Here is a 17,601-nt window from a genome sequence, read left to right as displayed (position 1 = left end):
GCGAGCTGGTGATGGCGGCCTGAAGATCTGTGCAAATTCCCAGGCCCCATCGCCAGCAAGCTGGCTCCTACAGGGACCGTCGGCGAACTCGAATTCACCTCAGTCAACTGTAGGAGCTGGCGTGCCAGCGAAGGCGGCCTCAGGATCGATGAGCAGATCGTTTTGTCTGGGCCAACAGCATCGCCACTCCACCGCACACCATCAACGTCCCATCCAGCGCCTGCACCCACGCCACCACCATCAGCCCACCCCCAATCAACAAGTAATACAGCAAACCAAACAACGCCCCCGCCGTGCCCAGCCGATCGCCATAACCGGCCAGCGCCGAGCCGAGGATGTTCGGGATGGCCATGCCGAACGCCAGGAGTACCGGCAGCATCGCCGCGACAAAAAACGCGCTGTCCTGCATCAGCCATACACCGATCCCGCCCAACAGCACTAACACCGCAGCCAGCCGGATTAACTGCGAACCATCAAGCCCGAGAGCCAACAGGTATCGGTTGAGCCAAGCGCCGAGCCCGGAACCCAACGCCAGAATCACCCCGCTGTAACCGAACCACTGCGCACTCAGCCCCAAGCGCTGAAACGCAAAGGGCCCGAGGCTGTAGTAGCTGAACAGAGCGATGTTGAACACTGCGACCAGCAGAGCGGAGCACCAGATACCCCGGTCACCCAGCATTCGCCACAGCGTCCCGAACAAGGCTGGTGTCGTCAGCGGATGCGGTCGGGTTTCCGGCAGGCTTCGCAGGCACCAGAACCACAATGCCAGGGACACCAGCAACAGGCCTCCCGGCGCGCCTCGATAGCCGAACGCTTGCACCAGGCTTGCGCCCGTGAACAATCCGATGGCCGGACTGGCAGCCAGCGCCACCCCCATCAGCGAAAACACCTGCGCCAGTTCGGCGCCCTTGAAGCGGTCACGCAGCACCGTTTGCGTCACCACCGAACCGACCGCCGCACCGAAGGCGGCCAGCGATTGCGCAATCAACAAGGCATTGAACGTGCTGGCGGTCAGCGCCAGCCCCGAGGCAACCGCGTACACCGCCAACCCGGAAAGCATCGAGGATCGTCGACCGATCCGGTCGCACAGTCGCCCCCACACCACCACACCCAACGCGAAGGCCAGAAAATACACCGACAACAGTCGCGCCGCTCCGAACGGCCCGACCGCAAACACCTGGCCGATGTCCGCCAACGCCGGGCTGTACAGGGTTTGGGCCATCTGCGGAAACATCAGCAAGGCGATGGCCAGCACAAGCAGCGTTTTGCAATTCGTCACGACGGCACTCTCCAAGAAAACTGGCGAGCAGCTTAAAAAGCGCTGACTGACGTATTATCGAAACCCCGCCAATTTATCGCTTGGATCGGACAACCCATGGCCTGGCTCGACGCCCACGCACGATTCGACCCCGACGCCTACCTGGCGCCTGTCATCGGCATCGCCGCCACCCTTGGCAATCATGATTCGGGATTGCATGAACACCAGCGCGGTCAACTGCTGTTCACCCGACAGGGCTGCACGCGCATTACCCTCGCGCAACAGCTGTGCCTGCTGCCACCGTCCCGCGCCGCCTGGATTCCATCGGGGGTCCGACACCGCGCCGTCATGCAGCAGAGTGTCGACTACCGTTCGATTTACCTGACGCCCGCGTTGTGCGCCGGGCTGCCGCAACAGGTCTGCGTGATTGAAGTCAGCCCGTTGCTGCGCGTGGTGCTGGAGCCGATTGCTCTCGCCGATTTCGACACCGACTGGCAGCAAGATAAATTCGTTCACTTGCTCGGCCTGTGCCTCAGCGAAATTCGAGAGGCCACGCAGCAACCGATGCTGCTGCCGTTGCCGTGGGACAAACGCCTGGCCCCGCTGCTCGCGTCCCTCGATCAATTGCCACCCGAACTCCAGGTGCTGGAGGCGCAGATTGGCGCAAGCGGCCGCACCATCGGGCGGATCTTCCAGCGCGAAACCGGCATGAGCTATCAACAGTGGCGCCAACAATGGCGATTACTGCGTGCGATCGAGTTGCTCACGACCGGACGCAACATCGGTTACAGCGCGTTCGAGCTGGGGTTCGCCAGCGACAGCGCCTTCATCGCGTTCTTCAAGAACATGACCGGCATGACCCCCGGTGCCTGGCTGAAATAACGACCTGACGACCGGCAGCAAAAAATAATTGCGACTAAATATTACATGCGTCATATTACATACGTAATAAACACCCGTTTCCTACAGGTATCCCTCAATGACCAGCATGCCCAGCCTTGAATCCGATCTAGCCGTCCCGGCGAGCGCACCCAAGCCGCCCCTGCTCAAACGCCTGATCCTGTCGACGCTGGCCATTGCCGCTCTGGTATTTGCCGGTTTCTACGCGGTGCATTGGTGGACTGCCGGCCGTTTTCTCGAGGAAACCGACGACGCCTACATCGGCGGTGACGTGACCGTGATCGGACCGAAGGTCGCGGGTTACATCGAAGAAGTGCTGGTCAGCGACAACCAGAAAGTGAAGGCCGGCGACGTGCTGATCCGCCTGGACTCCCGCGACTATCGCGCCAACCTGGCCAAGGCCGAAGGCGCGGTCGCCGCTGAAGAAGCCCTGCTCGCCAACCTCGACGCCACGCAGCAACTGCAACAGGCGGTGATCGGTCAGGCCCGCGCCGGGATCGATGCGGCCGGCGCTGAAACTTCCCGCTCGCGGGACGACAACGCACGCTACAAAAAACTGGTGGGCAGCAATGCCGTGTCGGTGGAAAGCGCCCAGCGCGCAGATGCTACGTTCAAGACCGCTCAGGCGCTGAGCTCGAAGGCCCAGGCCGAACTGCTGGCCGCGCAACGCCAGTTGAACGTGATCGAAACCCAGAAACAACAAGCCCGCGCCGCCCTGATGCAAGCGCGGGCCGAGCGTGATCTCGCGCAACTCAACGTCGGTTACACCGAGTTGCGCGCACCGATGGATGGCGTGATCGGTAACCGTCGGGCACGGGTCGGCGCGTATGCGCAAGCCGGTTCGCAACAGTTGTCGGTGGTGCCGGCCAGCGGGCTGTGGGTCGATGCCAACTTCAAGGAAGACCAACTGGCGCGCATGATTCCCGGCCAGCGCGTGATCATTCACGCCGACGTGCTTTCTGGCCAGGAATTCCACGGTCACCTCGACAGCCTCGCACCGGCCAGCGGCTCGCAATTCAGCGTGCTGCCACCGGAAAATGCCACCGGCAACTTCACCAAGATCGTCCAGCGGGTGCCGGTGCGGATCGTCCTTGATCCGGCCGATGGCGTGCTCGGTCATCTGCGTCCGGGGCTGTCGGTGACCGCTGAAGTGGACACCCGCAAAGAAGCTGAAACCCCTGCCGTGGCCAGTGCGCCATGAGCGGCGCGGTAGCTGCTCCCGCGCAACCTTTCAACGCCGCGAACATGGCGACGGCGACCAAGGTCTTCGCCTTCGCCAGCATGTGCATCGGCATGTTCATTGCGCTGCTGGACATCCAGATCGTTTCCGCCTCGCTGCGCGATATCGGCGGCGGGCTCTCGGCGGGCACCGACGAAACCGCGTGGGTGCAGACCAGCTACCTGATCGCCGAAATCATTGTGATCCCGTTGTCCGGCTGGCTGTCCCGGGTGTTCTCCACGCGCTGGTTGTTCTGCGCATCCGCTGTCGGTTTCACCCTGGCCAGCCTGCTGTGCGGGGTGGCCTGGAACATCCAGAGCATGATCGCCTTCCGCGCGCTGCAAGGTTTTCTCGGCGGATCGATGATCCCGCTGGTGTTCACCACCGCGTTCATCTTCTTCTCCGGCAAACAACGGGTAATCGCTGCGGCGACCATCGGCGCGGTGGCTTCGTTGGCGCCGACCCTGGGCCCGGTGATCGGTGGCTGGATCACCGACGTGTCCTCGTGGCACTGGCTGTTCTACATCAACCTGGTGCCGGGGATTTTCGTCGCGGTGGCGGTGCCGATGCTGGTGAAGATCGACCAACCGGAACTGTCGCTGCTCAAGGGCGCCGACTATTTGAGCATGGTGTTCCTGGCACTGTTTCTCGGTTGCCTGGAATACACCCTGGAAGAAGGCCCGCGCTGGAACTGGTTCAGCGACCGGACGATTCTGGCCACCGCCTGGATCAGTGGCCTGGCGGGTCTGGCGTTCATCGGCCGGACGTTGCACGTGGCCAATCCGATCGTCGACTTGCGCGCCTTGAAGGATCGCAACTTCGCCCTCGGCTGCTTCTTTTCCTTCGTCACCGGCATCGGGCTGTTCGCGACGATTTACCTGACGCCGCTGTTTCTCGGCCGGGTGCGCGGCTACGGCGCGCTGGACATTGGTCTGGCGGTTTTCTCCACCGGGGTGTTCCAGATCATGGCGATTCCGCTGTACGCCTTCCTGGCCAATCGCATCGATCTGCGCTGGATCATGATGACCGGCCTTGGGTTGTTCGCGTTATCGATGTGGGATTTCAGCCCGATCACCCATGACTGGGGGGGCAAGGAATTGATGCTGCCGCAAGCCCTGCGCGGGATTGCCCAGCAGTTGGCGGTGCCTCCAACGGTGACCCTGACCCTCGGCGGACTGGCGCCCGCCCGGCTCAAGCATGCGTCGGGGCTATTCAACCTGATGCGAAATCTGGGGGGTGCCATCGGTATCGCGGCCTGCGCAACGATCCTCAATGACCGGACCAACCTGCACTTCACCCGGTTGGCGGAAAACCTCAACAGCACCAATGAAGCGCTGAATCAGTGGCTGTCGCAGGTCGGCAACAACTTCGCCACCCTGGGCCAGAGCGGTGTCACCGGTGTCACCGCCAGCCTGCATCAACTTTGGCTGCTGACCTACCGCGAAGCGCAGACGCAAACCTACGGCGACGCGTTTCTGATGATCGGAGTCTGCTTCGTCATCGCCACGGCGATGGTGCCCTTGATGCGCAAGGTACAACCACCGGCCGCGCCAAGTGCCGACGGACATTGAGCGGGTCGGCTTTGGATCACCCAAGTTGATTCTTTGCCTCTTCACCCGCTCATAGGCAAAGGGCGTAGGAATACATGCCCCGGGTAACGTAGGACAGGTCCGATTGTTGTTTTTTTGCCGATTATTAAGCCATCAACCGAAGTCAGGGCGCTTTACATTAAAAGCGTAACTGACCGGGGGCGCCTCACCTACATCGCCTACGGCCGACCTGGCTTATCTATTGAGAAAAAAGTCGATGCAGCTTATTCATCGCTACGATCGCGAGCGCCTCGGTATTGGCTTTCGCAACATCGAATCACCGTTCTTTGCGAAATCCGAAGTCGAGGCCGCGTTTAACGGGCATTCCTTTCACTGGATCACCGGACTGGAAGTTCGAACGCATGGTCGTTTATGGAGCAAACAAGAGGTTATCGACGCGGTTGAAAAAGGTGATCTGTTGTTGGTATCGGATAACCCCTTCGACCCTCTGAGCAATGATTTATCAGGGACGTACTCATCCATCACCCACAGAGGTTGGTCCTCCAACAACTTCCGCCGTCCTACTGTTCAGGACCGGCCCGTTCTGCCGGACGCTGACCCGCTGGTTAGGCACCCCCCGCAAGAACCCGGCTTTTATGTCGTACCCAAAAGCATGACAGCTGAAAAGCTGATAGCGACTCTGTTTCCTGTGCAAAACCAGCGGGTAATGAGCAAATTTCATTCACTGAATCCGGAGTTGGATGACGTGAAGGCCGGCACGATGATCGTGCTAGGCGATCCGAATAACCTGCAGTGCACTCAAGAAGAAGCGTTGTTGATGGAGGCGGCGGCCAGAACCCGTGAGGCCCTCGACGCTCTCAGCCCAGAAGAAGCGGACTTCATGGTGCGGCACCGCGAAGAAATCGAAACTTTCCTGTCTCACGGTTCAACCGGTATCGGCATCGGCGAAGCGATTTTTGCCAGTCACCTGAAAAACATGGAAAACGTGCTGCGGGACATCGAGGCGTTGCACATCCGGACATTCAACGCTGAGGGGCATTTACGTTCGCCGGACTTTTTTGCCGAGCGCAAACGTCTGCTGGCCAGACTCAATGACAACCTGACCGCGCTCACTCGCAAAAGTATTGGATTACCGGACCATCCAAACCTGAAAAATGCACTGGGGATTTCCAGTCGCAGTCTGGTGCACCGTTGGACAAAAGCCGGTGCCGCCGGGCAGATTCCCGGTTACGCCACACACATCGAAGGCGTCGCGAAAGCAGCGAGCGTTGTCAAATATGGCGGCTGGATAGGGACAGCGATTGGCGGTGGCGCCTCGTCCTTGAAAGTGCAAGACGTATGCGTTGCGGGGAGTGTAGAAGCTTGCAGGAAGATCAAGTTTACCGAGACCGGTAGTTTTGTGGGTGGGGTCTTGGGCGGAGCGGCGACAAGCGGTGCTTTAAGCGGTGCCAACGTTTTAACTCTTTGCGTGGGACTAGGCGTGCCAACCGGTGGGATTGCTTCGTTAATATGCGGCGTAATGGTTGTCGGAGTTACCGCCTTTGCTGGAAGCACAATTTTAGGTACAGGAGGGGAAATGCTTGGTGAAATGATTTACGAGTCTCATCAATGAGCAATACCCGGCTAATTCTTGGTTGGTTTAATGCAATAGTATTTTTGGGGATATTGGGATGGTTCTGTTTTGTCTTTTATATGGCACACACCACGCTGACTCTGATTCTGAATCTTCTGAAAGACTGCCCAAGTGTTAAAGCTCTATCGCGTAATTGGGATGCAGGTCCTAGGGCAAAGTTTCGTCTGATAACCAGTATCTCCGCGATCGTGACGTTTCCACGTTTCCACTCCAAAGCGTTTGAATTAAGTTCAAACGATTTATCCAGCTTACCGGTGTCGATTAAGCGAAAGTTGGTATTTATGCAATGGAGCATATGGGCTCTATTGGCTCTCGCTGGATTGCTATGGGCGGCAGGAAAAATCGCCGGCTGGCACGATTAATCCCAGGCTCTAATGCTCCTGCAATGGTGGAGATTGCCACAGTCAGGTCGGCCATTTCCTTCAGCGAGAATTGCGCGCTGACGAACTCGTAGTCCTCATCCGGGGCGTGAGTCAGGCTCAGTTGGGTCAGGGACTCGGTCCATGCCAGGGCGGTGCGCTCACGGTCAGTGAAGAACGGTGCTTCGCGCCAGGCAGTCACGGCGAACAGGCGACGTGGGGTTTCTTCAAGAGGTTGGCGAGGTTATCTATGAGTACAGTCAATGAGTACTGCTGAGTTCGTTTTCGGTTGTATTTGTGGGGTAGCTGGTTTGGGTATGTTCATCTGGCTGGCTGTTGTCTTGCATATGGCTTACACAAAGCTGGATTTAATGGTGGAACACCTGAAGAACAGCCAAGCCGTTATGACCAGTGCATCACTAAGAAAAGGTGGCCCTTGGGGGAAGTTGATGTTGGTTGGCACAATTTCGGGCGCCGTGACGTTTCCATATTTTCATCTTAGAAAAGGCAAACTTGATCGAAACGACCTGTCAAGTTTCCCACTACCACTCAAGCGAAAGCTGGTAATCATGCAATGGAGCGGCATGGGTCTTTTTTGCTTACTCGGTCTGCTATGGATGGCAGGAAAAATCGCCGGCTGGCACGCTTAATCCCAGGCTCCAATGCTCCTGCCACCGCCGTGTGCCGATGCTAAAGAACGCTCATCGGCACTCAGGGCAATCCTCAGGCTTGCGGCGTTTTACGGAAGCCAACGGCCAGGCGATTCCAGCTGTTGATGGTGGAGATTGCCACAGTCAGGTCGACCATTTCCTTCGGCGAGAATTGCGCGCTGACGAACTCGTAGTCTTCGTCCGGGGCGTGGGTCAGGCTCAGTTGAGTCAGGGACTCGGTCCATGCCAGGGCGGCGCGCTCACGGTCGGTGAAGAACGGTGCTTCGCGCCAGGCCGTCACGGCGAACAGGCGACGTGGGGTTTCCCCGCCTTTGATCGCGTCGGCGGTGTGCATGTCGATGCAGAAAGCGCAGCCGTTGATCTGCGAGGCGCGCAGCTTGACCAGTTCGATCAAGGTCTTTTCCAGCGGCAGCTTCGAAACGGCGGTTTCCAGGGCGATCATGGCTTTCAGTGCGTCGGGGGATGCGGTGTAGAAATCGGTACGAGGTTTCATGGCTGGCTCCGGGAGCAAGTGGGGGTGGAGCTAAGTTAATCCCGCATGCCCCTGGCTGAAATAGCCAATATTCCAGAAGTCGAGGAGACCACCGCCGCCCCAGGAGCGAGCTTGCTCGCGGTGGACATCAGGGCGGCGCGTTTATCCAGACAGCTCGCGTCATCGTTAACGTCCATCGCGAGCAAGCTCGCTCCTACAGTCTTACCACCCCGCGTTGCTCCAGACGGCCCGAGAATCCCTAGGCCCGACTCCGCAACCACTGCAAAAACCCTTTCTTCGCCACCACCTTCGGCGCTTCCTGGGTCAATGTCTGTGCCTTGTGCAGGCGGAAATCCAGCAGCGCCTTCATCGCTTCGCCGATGTCATGCCGCGCATCCAGGCACGGCTTGAGGTAATCCTTTTCGATCCGATAAAGGCTGCACGCCGTCTTGGCCGTGAAGTCCGCCGGCAACGCCGTGTCCGACAGGATACCGCCCTCGCCGATCACTTCCCCCGGCCCCATGCGCCCGGATTCGAACTTGACCCCGGCGCGGCTCAGCGCCACCGAGACCACGCCGGATTCAATGATGAACAAATGATCGCTGACCTCTCCCGCCGGCAGGATCATCTCCCCGGGACGAAAGGTTTGCAGGGTCATGTGCTGGCTGAAGGTTTCTTTCTCTTCCTGGCGCAGGGTCGAGAAAATCGCCGAGCTTTCCAGCAACGCCCGTGGCCGTGAAAGCCCCGCTGGCACATTCGATTCGACACTGGACAACAGGCTGACGCCGGAGGCCTGCAAATGCCGGAACGCCAGGTCGAACAGCAGATTGCGCACCATGCGTTTCTGGTCCATGGAGACCACGAAGCCGCTGATTTCGTATTCCACGCCGGCCGGGCTCGAACTTTTCAGGGCGACGCTGGGCGCGGGTTTGATCAACAGATAACGACACCCTTCCATCGCCCGTTCCAGCGCATCGATCACCGTCTGCGGACGGGCGTGCGGGCTTAGTTGCAGGCTGATCGACACGCCAAATATGTCACTCGGCCGGCTGAAATTGATGATCTTGGCCTTGGCGGCCAGCGAGTTGGGGATCACCGCCATGCTGCCCTGGGCAGTTTGCAGGCGCGTGGCCCGCCAGTCGATGTCGGTGACCCGGCCCTCGGTGCCGTCGATGGAGATCCAGTCATCCAGTTGGTAGGGTTTGGTGGTGTTGAGGACGATCCCCGAGAACACGTCGCTGAGGGTGCTTTGCAATGCCAGGCCGACGATGATCGCCAGCGCGCCGGACGTGGCCAGCACGCCCTTGACCGGCAGGTCGAGCACGTAGGCCAGCGCCGCGATGATCGCGATCAGGAAAATCACTGCGCCGAGCAGATCCTGGAGCAAGCGCCCGGTGTGCCCGACCCGCTGCATCATCATTGTGCCGATCAGCACCGTCAGGGTGCGCGCACCGAACAGCCACCAGCCGATCTGCAGACCGGTCGCCGCCAGGTGCAGCGGCACGTTGTCGGCCCACGGCGCGGGCTCCAACGGGTTCAGGCCTTCGTTGAACAACAGCATGCTGAACAGCGAAAAAATCAGCAGCCGCACCACCAGTTTCCAGTTGCTGCCGTTGACGCTGATCAGCCGCCATAACCCCAGGTCGATCAGGATCAGAACCAGGGCGCAGATCAACGGGTGATTGGTGAGCAGTGACAGCATCGAGCAACTCCAGACAGGTGCAAGTGAGCACAGTGTAGGAGCAATTGATGTCCAGAGAACAACACAAAACACCGTGGGAGCGGGCTTGCTCGCGAAGAGGCCGTATCAGTCGACATTACTGTCGAATGACAGACCGCTTTCGCGAGCAAGCCCGCTCCCACATTGGCTTTGTGCGGTCAGTGATTACTTGCTGTTGGTCAGGATGTTGTAGCTGGTCATCAGGTTGCGGTAGTCCGGGATATGGTTGGAGAACAGGGTCGCCAGGCCTTCCACGTCGTTGCGCCAGTCGCGGTGCAGCTCACAGGCCAGGCCGAACCAGGTCATCAGTTGCGCGCCGGAAGACGACATGCGGTCCCAGGCCGATTGGCGGGTCAGCTCGTTGAACGTGCCGGAAGCGTCGGTCACGACGAACACATCAAAACCTTCGGCCAGGGCCGACAGCGCCGGGAATGCCACGCACACCTCGGTCACGACACCGGCGATGATCAGTTGCTTCTTGCCGGTGGCCTTGATCGCCTTGACGAAATCCTCGTTGTCCCAGGCGTTGATCTGGCCAGGGCGGGCGATGTACGGCGCGTCCGGGAACAGCGCTTTCAGTTCGGGCACCAGCGGGCCGTTTGGGCCGGTTTCGAAACTGGTGGTGAGGATGGTCGGCAATTTGAAGTACTTGGCCAGGTCGGCCAGGGCCAGCACGTTGTTCTTGAACCGGTCCGGATCGATGTCCCTCACCAGCGACAGCAGGCCCGCCTGATGATCCACCAACAGAACGGCGGCGTTATCCTTGTCGAGACGCTTGTAAGAAGTAGTCATGGGGTCATCCTCGCTTTTAATCGATGCCGAACGGGTCGGCGTTGGTTTTGGCTTGATCGTTCAAACGCGGCCAGACAAGCGTAGTCAGTCAAGCCTGGCGCGGTGCAACCGTGTATCCGTGTCAACCGCTCATCCGACCGAACCGGCCCGATTGAAAATCGGCGAAGGCCTGGTGGATTTCCTGCTCGCTGTTCATCACGAACGGGCCATGGCCGACGATCGGTTCGTCGATCGGCTCGCCGCTGAGCAGCAACACCACCGCGTCGTTATTGGCTTCCAGGGTGAGCTGATGGCCATCGCGTTCGAACAACGCCAATTGCCCTTCGCGCACCAGTTCCAGGCCGTTGACCTGAACCGTGCCGCGCAGCACCACCAGCGCGGTGTTGCGGCCTTCGTGCAGGTCGAGGGTCAGCAACTTGCCGCCGTTGAGGCGCAGGTCCCAGACATCCACCGGCGTAAACGTCCGCGCCGGGCCGCTGTGGCCGTTGAATTCACCGGCGATCAAGCGAAGGCTGCCGGCCTTATCCTTGAGCGGGATGTTCGGGATGTCCGTGTCGAGAATCGTCTGGTAACCGGCGTCGGCCATCTTGTCCTTGGCCGGCAGGTTGACCCACAGCTGGACCATTTCCAGGGTGCCGCCACTCTTGGCGAAACCTTCGGAGTGGAACTCCTCGTGGATAATCCCCGAGGCGGCGGTCATCCATTGCACATCACCTGCACCGATCTTGCCGCCACTGCCGGTAGAGTCGCGGTGTTCCAGTTCGCCCTTGTAGACAATGGTCACGGTCTCAAAACCGCGATGAGGGTGCTGGCCGACGCCACGACGCTCGGTGGTCGGGGTGAATTCGGCGGGACCGGCGTGATCCAGCAACAGAAACGGGCTGATGTGTTTGCCCAGGTTGTCGTAGGAAAACAGCGTACGAACCGGGAAGCCGTCGCCGACCCAATGGGTTCGCGGGCTGGTGTAAATGCCGATGATGTTTTTCATGCTGCCTCCAAATCTGTGGTTTGACGCGATGGAGAAAGCTTAAAACTGCAGGCTTTGCTGCGCTAGACTGCAAAAATCAGCCTTAGCGTTCTATTTGGAGAACGATGGTGGAAGACCTCAACACCCTCTACTACTTCACCCAAGTGGTGGAACACGGCGGTTTCGCCCCGGCCGGGCGGGCGCTGGACATGCCCAAGTCGAAGCTCAGCCGGCGCATCGCCGAGCTCGAAGAACGCCTTGGCGTACGCCTGCTGCACCGCACCAGCCGGCACTGCTCGCTGACCGAAATCGGCCAGGCGTACTACCAGCGCTGCCTGGCCATGCGCGTTGAGGCGGAAAGTGCCGCCGAGCTGATCGAGCGCAATCGCTCCGAGCCCCAGGGCCTGGTGCGGATCAGTTGCCCGACCGCGCTGCTCAACACCTGGGTCGGGCCGATGCTGACCCGCTACATGCTCAAATATCCGCTGGTGGAGTTGTTCATCGAGAGCACCAACCGGCGGGTCGACCTGATTCACGAAGGCTTCGACATCGCCCTGCGCGTGCGTTTTCCGCCGCTGGAAAACACCGACATGGTGATGAAGGTACTGGGCAACAGCACCCAATGCCTGGTGGGCAGTCCGGCGTTTGCCGAGAGGTTGTCAGCGCCGGCCACGCCGGCCGACCTCAGCGGTTTGCCGAGCGTGCACTGGGGCGCGGCGCAGCGTGAATACCACTGGGAACTGTTCGGTGCGGACGGCGCCAGCGCGCTGATTCGCCACGCCCCGCGCATGGTCACCGACGACTTGCTGGCCTTGCGGCACGCGGTTCTCTCCGGCATCGGCGTTGCGCATCTGCCAAGCGTGGTGGTGCGCGATGACATTGCCGCCGGACGCCTGCTGGAACTGGTGCCGGGCTGGGCGCCGAAATGCGGGATCGTCCACGCGATCTTCCCGTCGCGGCGGGGATTGTTGCCGTCAGTGCGGGCGCTGATCGATTTTCTTGGGGAAGAGTTCAGCCATAGCGATATAGCCTAGCAATCACCCTGTGGGAGCGGGCTTGCTCGCGAAGAGGCCGTATCAGTCGACATTACTGTCGAATGACAGACCTCTTTCGCGAGCAAGCCCGCTCCCACAGGGCGTGCGATGGCATTCAGAGGTGATGGACAGGCGCTGTCGAGCGAACGAGGCTGCGACCTTCAAATCCCGATTCATGACTTGCAGTAAATAGTGCTTTGCCCCACCAGCGGTTTTTCTCAAGGATCCAGGCGCGGATACTCCTGCCCATTCCCACTGCAACCCTGGAGTCATTGATGTCTATTCCCGCATTCGGTCTCGGTACCTTTCGCCTGCAAGGCCAGGTGGTCATCGATTCGGTGAGCACTGGCCTGGAGCTCGGCTACCGGGTCATCGATACCGCGCAGATCTACGACAACGAAACCGAGGTCGGCCAGGCCATCGCGGCCAGCGGCATCGTCCGTGACGAACTGTTCATCACCAGCAAGATCTGGGTCGCCAACTTTGCCAGGGACCGCCTGATCGACAGCCTCAAAGAGAGCCTGCAGAAACTGCAAACCGACTACCTAGACCTGACGCTGATCCACTGGCCATCGCCGGAAGACCAGGTGCCGGTCGAAGAATTCATGGGCGCGTTGCTGGAGGCCAAGCAGCTCGGCCTGACCCGCCAGATCGGCGTCTCCAACTTCACCGTCGACCTGATGCAACAGGCGATTGCCGCGGTCGGCGCCGAACACATCGCCACCAACCAGATCGAACTGCACCCGTACCTGCAAAACCGCAAGGTCGTGGGGTTCGCACAAAGCCAGGGCATCCAGATCACCTCCTACATGACCCTGGCCTATGGCGAAGTGCTGAAAGACCCGGTCATCCAGCAGATCGCCAATCGCCTGCACGCCACGCCGGCGCAGGTGACCCTGGCCTGGGCCATGCAACTGGGTTACGCGGTGATTCCGTCGTCCACCAAACGCGCCAACCTGCAGAGCAATCTGCAAGCCTGCGCCCTGACCCTGAGCGACGCCGACATGGCGCTGATCGCTACTCTCGATCGCGGCCAACGCCTGACCAGCCCCAAAGGCATCGCGCCGCACTGGGATTAAGCGTCGGCCCTGCCGAGACTTTGGTCCAGGCGCAGCATGGCCTGCTGCAACTGCTCGACCGCGACGTCGATCTGCCCAGCATGGCCATCGCCGCAGGCACGCTCCAGTGCCTCGCAACATTCGACCAGACTCATCGCGCGGACCATCAGCGCCCCGCCCTTGATGCGATGCGCGAGTGTGCCAAGTGCATGCTGGTCGCCATTGGCGTGCGCCTTGAGCAATGCCTCCCGATCGGTGCGGTTGGTGGCGGCCAGGTCGCTCAGCAACTGGTCGATCAGCTCGTGATCCGCGCCGACGTATTGCTTCAGCCCGCTCAAATCGATCTCGGCGACAGCAGGCGGTTCGATGACCGGCTTCGGCCCACCGGCAAATCTTGACGCCAACCAGGCGCTCAGGTCCGCCAGACGGATCGGCTTGAACAGGCAGTCGTCCATGCCTGCCTCGACGCAACGGGCCTTCTCTTCAGGCTGTGCATTGGCGGTGAAGCCCAAAATCAGCGTGGGCTGCAGTTCCTGCGCACGTTCCTTATCGCGGATCGCACCCGCCAATTCATAACCGCTGAGCACTGGCATGTTGCAGTCGGTAATCAGCACATCGAATTCGTGTTCACACCACAGCTCGAACCCTTGTCGACCGTCCTCCGCTTCCATGACGCGGTGCCCCAGGTAATTCAGCTGCCGCGACAACAGCAGCCGATTGGCCGGGTAATCGTCGACCACCAGGATCGTCAACGCACGGGTCTGCACCGCGGCCGGGTTTCCAGTTAGTTCGCTGCCGGCAATGGGTTTCAACAGCGGCAGATCCAGGCTGACATCGATCCGTGTCCCCTGCCCCAGGGTGCTGTCGAGTCGCAGCCGACCGCCCATCATTTCGCACAGCGTTCGGCTGATCACCAACCCCAGCCCGGAACCCTGCTGGCCCGATTGCTGGGTGTTGCCGGCCTGCACGAACGGACTGAACAGGCGCCGCTGGTCGAACGCGCTGATGCCAATGCCGGTGTCTTCGATACGCAGGCTGATCGCCAGGTGCCCGGGCACTTCCGACGCGACCCGCAACCTCAGGCCCACTTCGCCTTCACGGGTAAATTTGATCGCGTTGCTCAGCAGATTGGACAACACCTGCTTGAAGCGCGTGGGGTCGATCAGCACGTCACAGTCGCTGTCCTCGTCCAGATCGACGCGCCACTCCAGGTTCTTCTGCCGCGCCAGGCCTTCGAACACCCGGCACACCGAGGTCACCAGACTTTGCAGATTGGCCCGCTCCGGCGCCAGCGACAAATGCCCGGACTCGATGCGGGCGATGTCGAGAATGTCGCCGATCAACGCCAGCAACTGTTGCCCGGCATTCGACGCCACTTCAATCGCCGCGCGGTCGGTGATGCCGTCATCCGCGCGCTTCAGCGCCAGTTCGAGCATCCCCAGCAGTGCGTTCATCGGCGTGCGGATTTCATGGCTCATGGTTGCCAGGAACGTGGTTTTCGCGCGGTTGGCATCGTCCGCGGCGTCCTTGGCGTCCTGCAACTGGCTGAGCAATTGCTGGCGCAGGCGAATCTGCCGGCGCTGCCAGGCGATCCAGGCCAGCGCCAGCAATATCAAGACGCCCGCGCCGACGAAGGCCTTGAGAAGGTCCTGACGGTAATGCAGCCAGAAGCTCTGCTCGACCATCAGGTCGTTGCGCCAATAGCCGGTCATTTCATCGATTTCTTCCGGGGCGATGCTGAGCAGCGCCTTGTCCAGAATCGAATGCAGCTCAACCGCGTCGCGACTGGTGGCTAACGTGCTGCGCGCCGGATCGGTGCCGACGGTGCTGGTCACTTGCAGCCGGTCACGGTATTGCCGGGAAATCATCACCCGCGCGCCGATCAATGAATTGATCGCGCCATCCGTCCTGCCTTGCGCAACCATCTCCATGGCATCCGCCGTCAACGGCGCATTGACCAGTTCGATCTGCGGGAAATGCTGACGAATGTATTCGCCGGCACTGTTGCCTTGAGTGACGGCCAGGGTCTTGCCGGCCATGTCATCCAGGGTTTTGGGACTGCCGGAGGCCATCCGCGTCACCAGCACATTCGGGCTGGTCAAAAAAGGACGGGTGAAACGCAATTCGGTTTCGCGTTCGATGCTGGGGCTGACGCCCGCTACCAGGTCGATCTGCCCGCTCTTGATCCCTTCGAGCATTTCGGCGACCGACCGGGTCGGCTGGAAGTCGAACTTCAAACCGGTGCGCAGGCTGATTTTTGCCAGCACGTCGATACTGATGCCGCGGTACTTGCCGGCGCTGTCGACGAAGGAAATCGGCATGAGGTTGTCATTGATCGCCACGTTCAACCGCGGATGCTGATCAAGCCAGCGTTGCTCGGCCACGCTGAATTGCAGCAGCTGAGTGCCGGCGATGGACGCCCCGCTCGCACCCCATCGGCGCAGGATATTGATCCGTTCGTTGGTCGGCACCGCCGCCAGCGCCCGGTTGACGATCCGTTGCAGCTGGTCGTTGTCGCGGGCCATCGCAAAGGCGAAACGGCCCGATTCCATGGGCGAGAAGTCGGCCAGTTGCACGTTGTTGAGGTAGTTTTTGCTGATCAGGTAATGGGCGCTGACGGCGTCGCCGATGAACACGTCCGACTGACCGAAGGCCACCGCCCCCACCGCCCCCAGCGTCGAGGGAAACAGCTGCACATCGGCCTTGGGATAAAACGCCCGCACTTGCTGCTCAGGCAGATAGTGGTACAGCATTGCCAGGCGTTTGCCGGCCAGTTCCGGGTCCAGGGGCTGAGTCGAATCGGTGCGTGTCACCAGCACCGGTTGATCGTCGGCATAAGCGCTGGACATCCGCAGCTGCGGATCCTGGGTTTCGTAACGATTGGCCGTACCCAGCAGGTCGGCCGCGCCGTCCTTGATCGCCTGCACCGCCTCATCTCGCGAGGCGTAGCGGTGAACCTCGATCTCCACGTTGAGCAGTTGCTGGAGCAAGCGCGCGTAGTCCGCCGTCAGGCCTTCATAGTCGGTGCCCGTGGTGGTGATGTCGAAGGGCGGATAATCCGGCGCCGAGACCGCGAGCACCACCCGGCCCTTTTGCCGCAGCCAGCGCGCGTCGGCTTCCGACAGTTTGACGCCATAGCCATCCACGCTGGAGCGTCCCAGCAGCGTGAACGTCTGCGGCTGCGCAGCCACGTCGGATAACCAGAAGCTGCACACCAGCATGAGGATGATCAGGCCACGAAATCGCCGAAAGGTATTCATTCAGATCAGATGATTACGCTTGGCGAAATCCCTCAGGTGAACCTTGGATTCCACATTGAGTTTTTCCACCAGACGGGTCTTGTAGGTGCTGACCGTCTTGTGGCTCAGGTTCATGGTGGCGGCAATGTCCTTGTTGCCCATCCCCCGGGCCAGGTGCTGAAAGATCGTCAGTTCGCGGTCGGAGAGTTTGTCGATCATTTCCGACTCGCTGCGTTGCAATGCGCTCATCGCGACCGAACTGGTCTCCAGCTGGATGAAATAGGAGTAGCCGGCCCTGACCGCATGGACGGCCTTGTGCAGATGCTGCAAATCGTTGGTCTTGGAAACGTACGCCACGGCACCGGCACGCATGCAGCGTTCCTGATAGAACCGCGCCTCCTGACCGGTGAAGACCACCACGCGACAGCGCGCCTCACTGGCCTGGATCCTGGCCAGCACATCCAGCCCGTCCAGACCGGGCATTACCAGGTCGAGCACCAGCAGATCCGGATGATGCTCACGGACCATCGGCAAGACCTCGTTGCCGCTGGACACCTCATGGATCTGGTTGAACCCCTCCTGTTTCAGCAGGATTTTTACTGCAGCGCGAACCACCGGATGATCGTCCGCTATCAACGCTGACTTCATGGCAACTCCCTGTGCGAATACGCGACGGTTGGGCACAGAACGCCCATGGGCCGGGCCCGGGTTAGACGCAGTAGCTGCGCG

At 60.5% G+C, this 17,601-nt stretch carries 15 protein-coding genes and 1 pseudogene; 8 read left to right on the top strand and 8 right to left on the bottom strand.

What is annotated here, in order from left to right; translation table 11 throughout:
- Positions 1-139: 139 nt before the first annotated feature.
- Positions 140-1,234 (bottom strand): MFS transporter, encoded by a 1,095-nt coding sequence (locus tag NTD84_RS19145; RefSeq protein WP_262168716.1) that lies wholly within the window; start codon positions 1,232-1,234, stop codon positions 140-142.
- Positions 1,235-1,375: 141 nt separating this feature from the next.
- Here NTD84_RS19145 and NTD84_RS19140 point away from each other — a divergent pair, with 141 nt between their 5' ends.
- From NTD84_RS19140 to NTD84_RS19120, 5 genes are all read left to right on the top strand, one after another.
- On the top strand, positions 1,376-2,140 hold the full coding sequence (locus NTD84_RS19140; protein WP_262168548.1) for an AraC family transcriptional regulator: 765 nt from the start codon (positions 1,376-1,378) through the stop codon (positions 2,138-2,140).
- 97 nt (positions 2,141-2,237) lie between these two features.
- Positions 2,238-3,359: an HlyD family secretion protein gene (locus NTD84_RS19135; RefSeq protein WP_262168545.1), complete on the top strand. Its 1,122-nt coding sequence runs from the start codon at positions 2,238-2,240 to the stop codon at positions 3,357-3,359.
- A complete protein-coding gene (locus NTD84_RS19130) occupies positions 3,356-4,948 on the top strand; it encodes a DHA2 family efflux MFS transporter permease subunit (RefSeq protein WP_262168543.1) in 1,593 nt (530 codons plus the stop codon). The genes NTD84_RS19135 and NTD84_RS19130 overlap by 4 nt, the downstream gene beginning before the upstream one ends.
- Positions 4,949-5,183: 235 nt before the next feature.
- Positions 5,184-6,539: a hypothetical protein gene (locus NTD84_RS19125; protein ID WP_262168541.1), complete on the top strand. Its 1,356-nt coding sequence runs from the start codon at positions 5,184-5,186 to the stop codon at positions 6,537-6,539.
- Entirely contained in the window at positions 6,536-6,922 is a 387-nt protein-coding gene (locus NTD84_RS19120) for a hypothetical protein (RefSeq protein ID WP_262168538.1), read from the top strand. Before NTD84_RS19125 ends, NTD84_RS19120 begins: the two co-directional genes overlap by 4 nt.
- Here NTD84_RS19120 and NTD84_RS19115 read toward each other — a convergent pair.
- Positions 6,840-7,145 (bottom strand): annotated as a pseudogene (locus NTD84_RS19115) (carboxymuconolactone decarboxylase family protein); the annotation flags it as partial. The gene NTD84_RS19120 and the pseudogene NTD84_RS19115 sit on opposite strands and share 83 nt — an antisense overlap.
- Positions 7,146-7,182: 37 nt before the next feature.
- On the opposite strand from NTD84_RS19115, the gene NTD84_RS19110 reads away from it, so the two are divergent.
- Complete coding sequence (locus NTD84_RS19110; RefSeq protein ID WP_262168535.1) at positions 7,183-7,569, top strand: hypothetical protein; 387 nt, start codon at positions 7,183-7,185, stop codon at positions 7,567-7,569.
- Between the two features lie 73 nt (positions 7,570-7,642).
- Here the strand turns inward: NTD84_RS19110 and NTD84_RS19105 are convergent, their stop codons facing one another.
- The 4 genes from NTD84_RS19105 to NTD84_RS19090 form a co-directional block, all read right to left on the bottom strand.
- Positions 7,643-8,083: a carboxymuconolactone decarboxylase family protein gene (locus NTD84_RS19105; protein ID WP_262168532.1), complete on the bottom strand. Its 441-nt coding sequence runs from the start codon at positions 8,081-8,083 to the stop codon at positions 7,643-7,645.
- 238 nt (positions 8,084-8,321) lie between these two features.
- Positions 8,322-9,764: a mechanosensitive ion channel domain-containing protein gene (locus NTD84_RS19100; protein ID WP_262168530.1), complete on the bottom strand. Its 1,443-nt coding sequence runs from the start codon at positions 9,762-9,764 to the stop codon at positions 8,322-8,324.
- 183 nt (positions 9,765-9,947) lie between these two features.
- Positions 9,948-10,574 (bottom strand): isochorismate family cysteine hydrolase YcaC, encoded by a 627-nt coding sequence (ycaC, locus tag NTD84_RS19095; RefSeq protein ID WP_262168529.1) that lies wholly within the window; start codon positions 10,572-10,574, stop codon positions 9,948-9,950.
- Between the two features lie 121 nt (positions 10,575-10,695).
- A complete protein-coding gene (locus tag NTD84_RS19090) occupies positions 10,696-11,562 on the bottom strand; it encodes a pirin family protein (protein WP_262168528.1) in 867 nt (288 codons plus the stop codon).
- Between the two features lie 104 nt (positions 11,563-11,666).
- Between NTD84_RS19090 and NTD84_RS19085 the strand changes: the two genes are divergently transcribed.
- Together NTD84_RS19085 and dkgB are read left to right on the top strand one after the other, a co-directional pair.
- Entirely contained in the window at positions 11,667-12,575 is a 909-nt protein-coding gene (locus NTD84_RS19085; protein WP_262168526.1) for a LysR substrate-binding domain-containing protein, read from the top strand.
- Positions 12,576-12,850: 275 nt separating this feature from the next.
- Positions 12,851-13,654, top strand: a complete 804-nt coding sequence (gene dkgB / locus NTD84_RS19080; protein WP_262168525.1) for a 2,5-didehydrogluconate reductase DkgB — start codon at positions 12,851-12,853, stop codon at positions 13,652-13,654.
- On the opposite strand, the gene NTD84_RS19075 is transcribed toward dkgB, so the two are convergent.
- On the bottom strand, positions 13,651-16,893 hold the full coding sequence (locus tag NTD84_RS19075) for a transporter substrate-binding domain-containing protein (RefSeq protein WP_262168524.1): 3,243 nt from the start codon (positions 16,891-16,893) through the stop codon (positions 13,651-13,653). The genes dkgB and NTD84_RS19075 overlap by 4 nt on opposite strands.
- Complete coding sequence (locus NTD84_RS19070) at positions 16,894-17,520, bottom strand: response regulator transcription factor (RefSeq protein WP_262168523.1); 627 nt, start codon at positions 17,518-17,520, stop codon at positions 16,894-16,896.
- Between the last annotated feature and the right edge of the window lie 81 nt (positions 17,521-17,601).

Source organism: Pseudomonas sp. 14P_8.1_Bac3, assembly GCF_025466085.1.
In the GTDB taxonomy this organism is placed as follows: domain Bacteria; phylum Pseudomonadota; class Gammaproteobacteria; order Pseudomonadales; family Pseudomonadaceae; genus Aquipseudomonas.
This window is presented reverse-complemented; position numbering and strand designations above follow the sequence as displayed.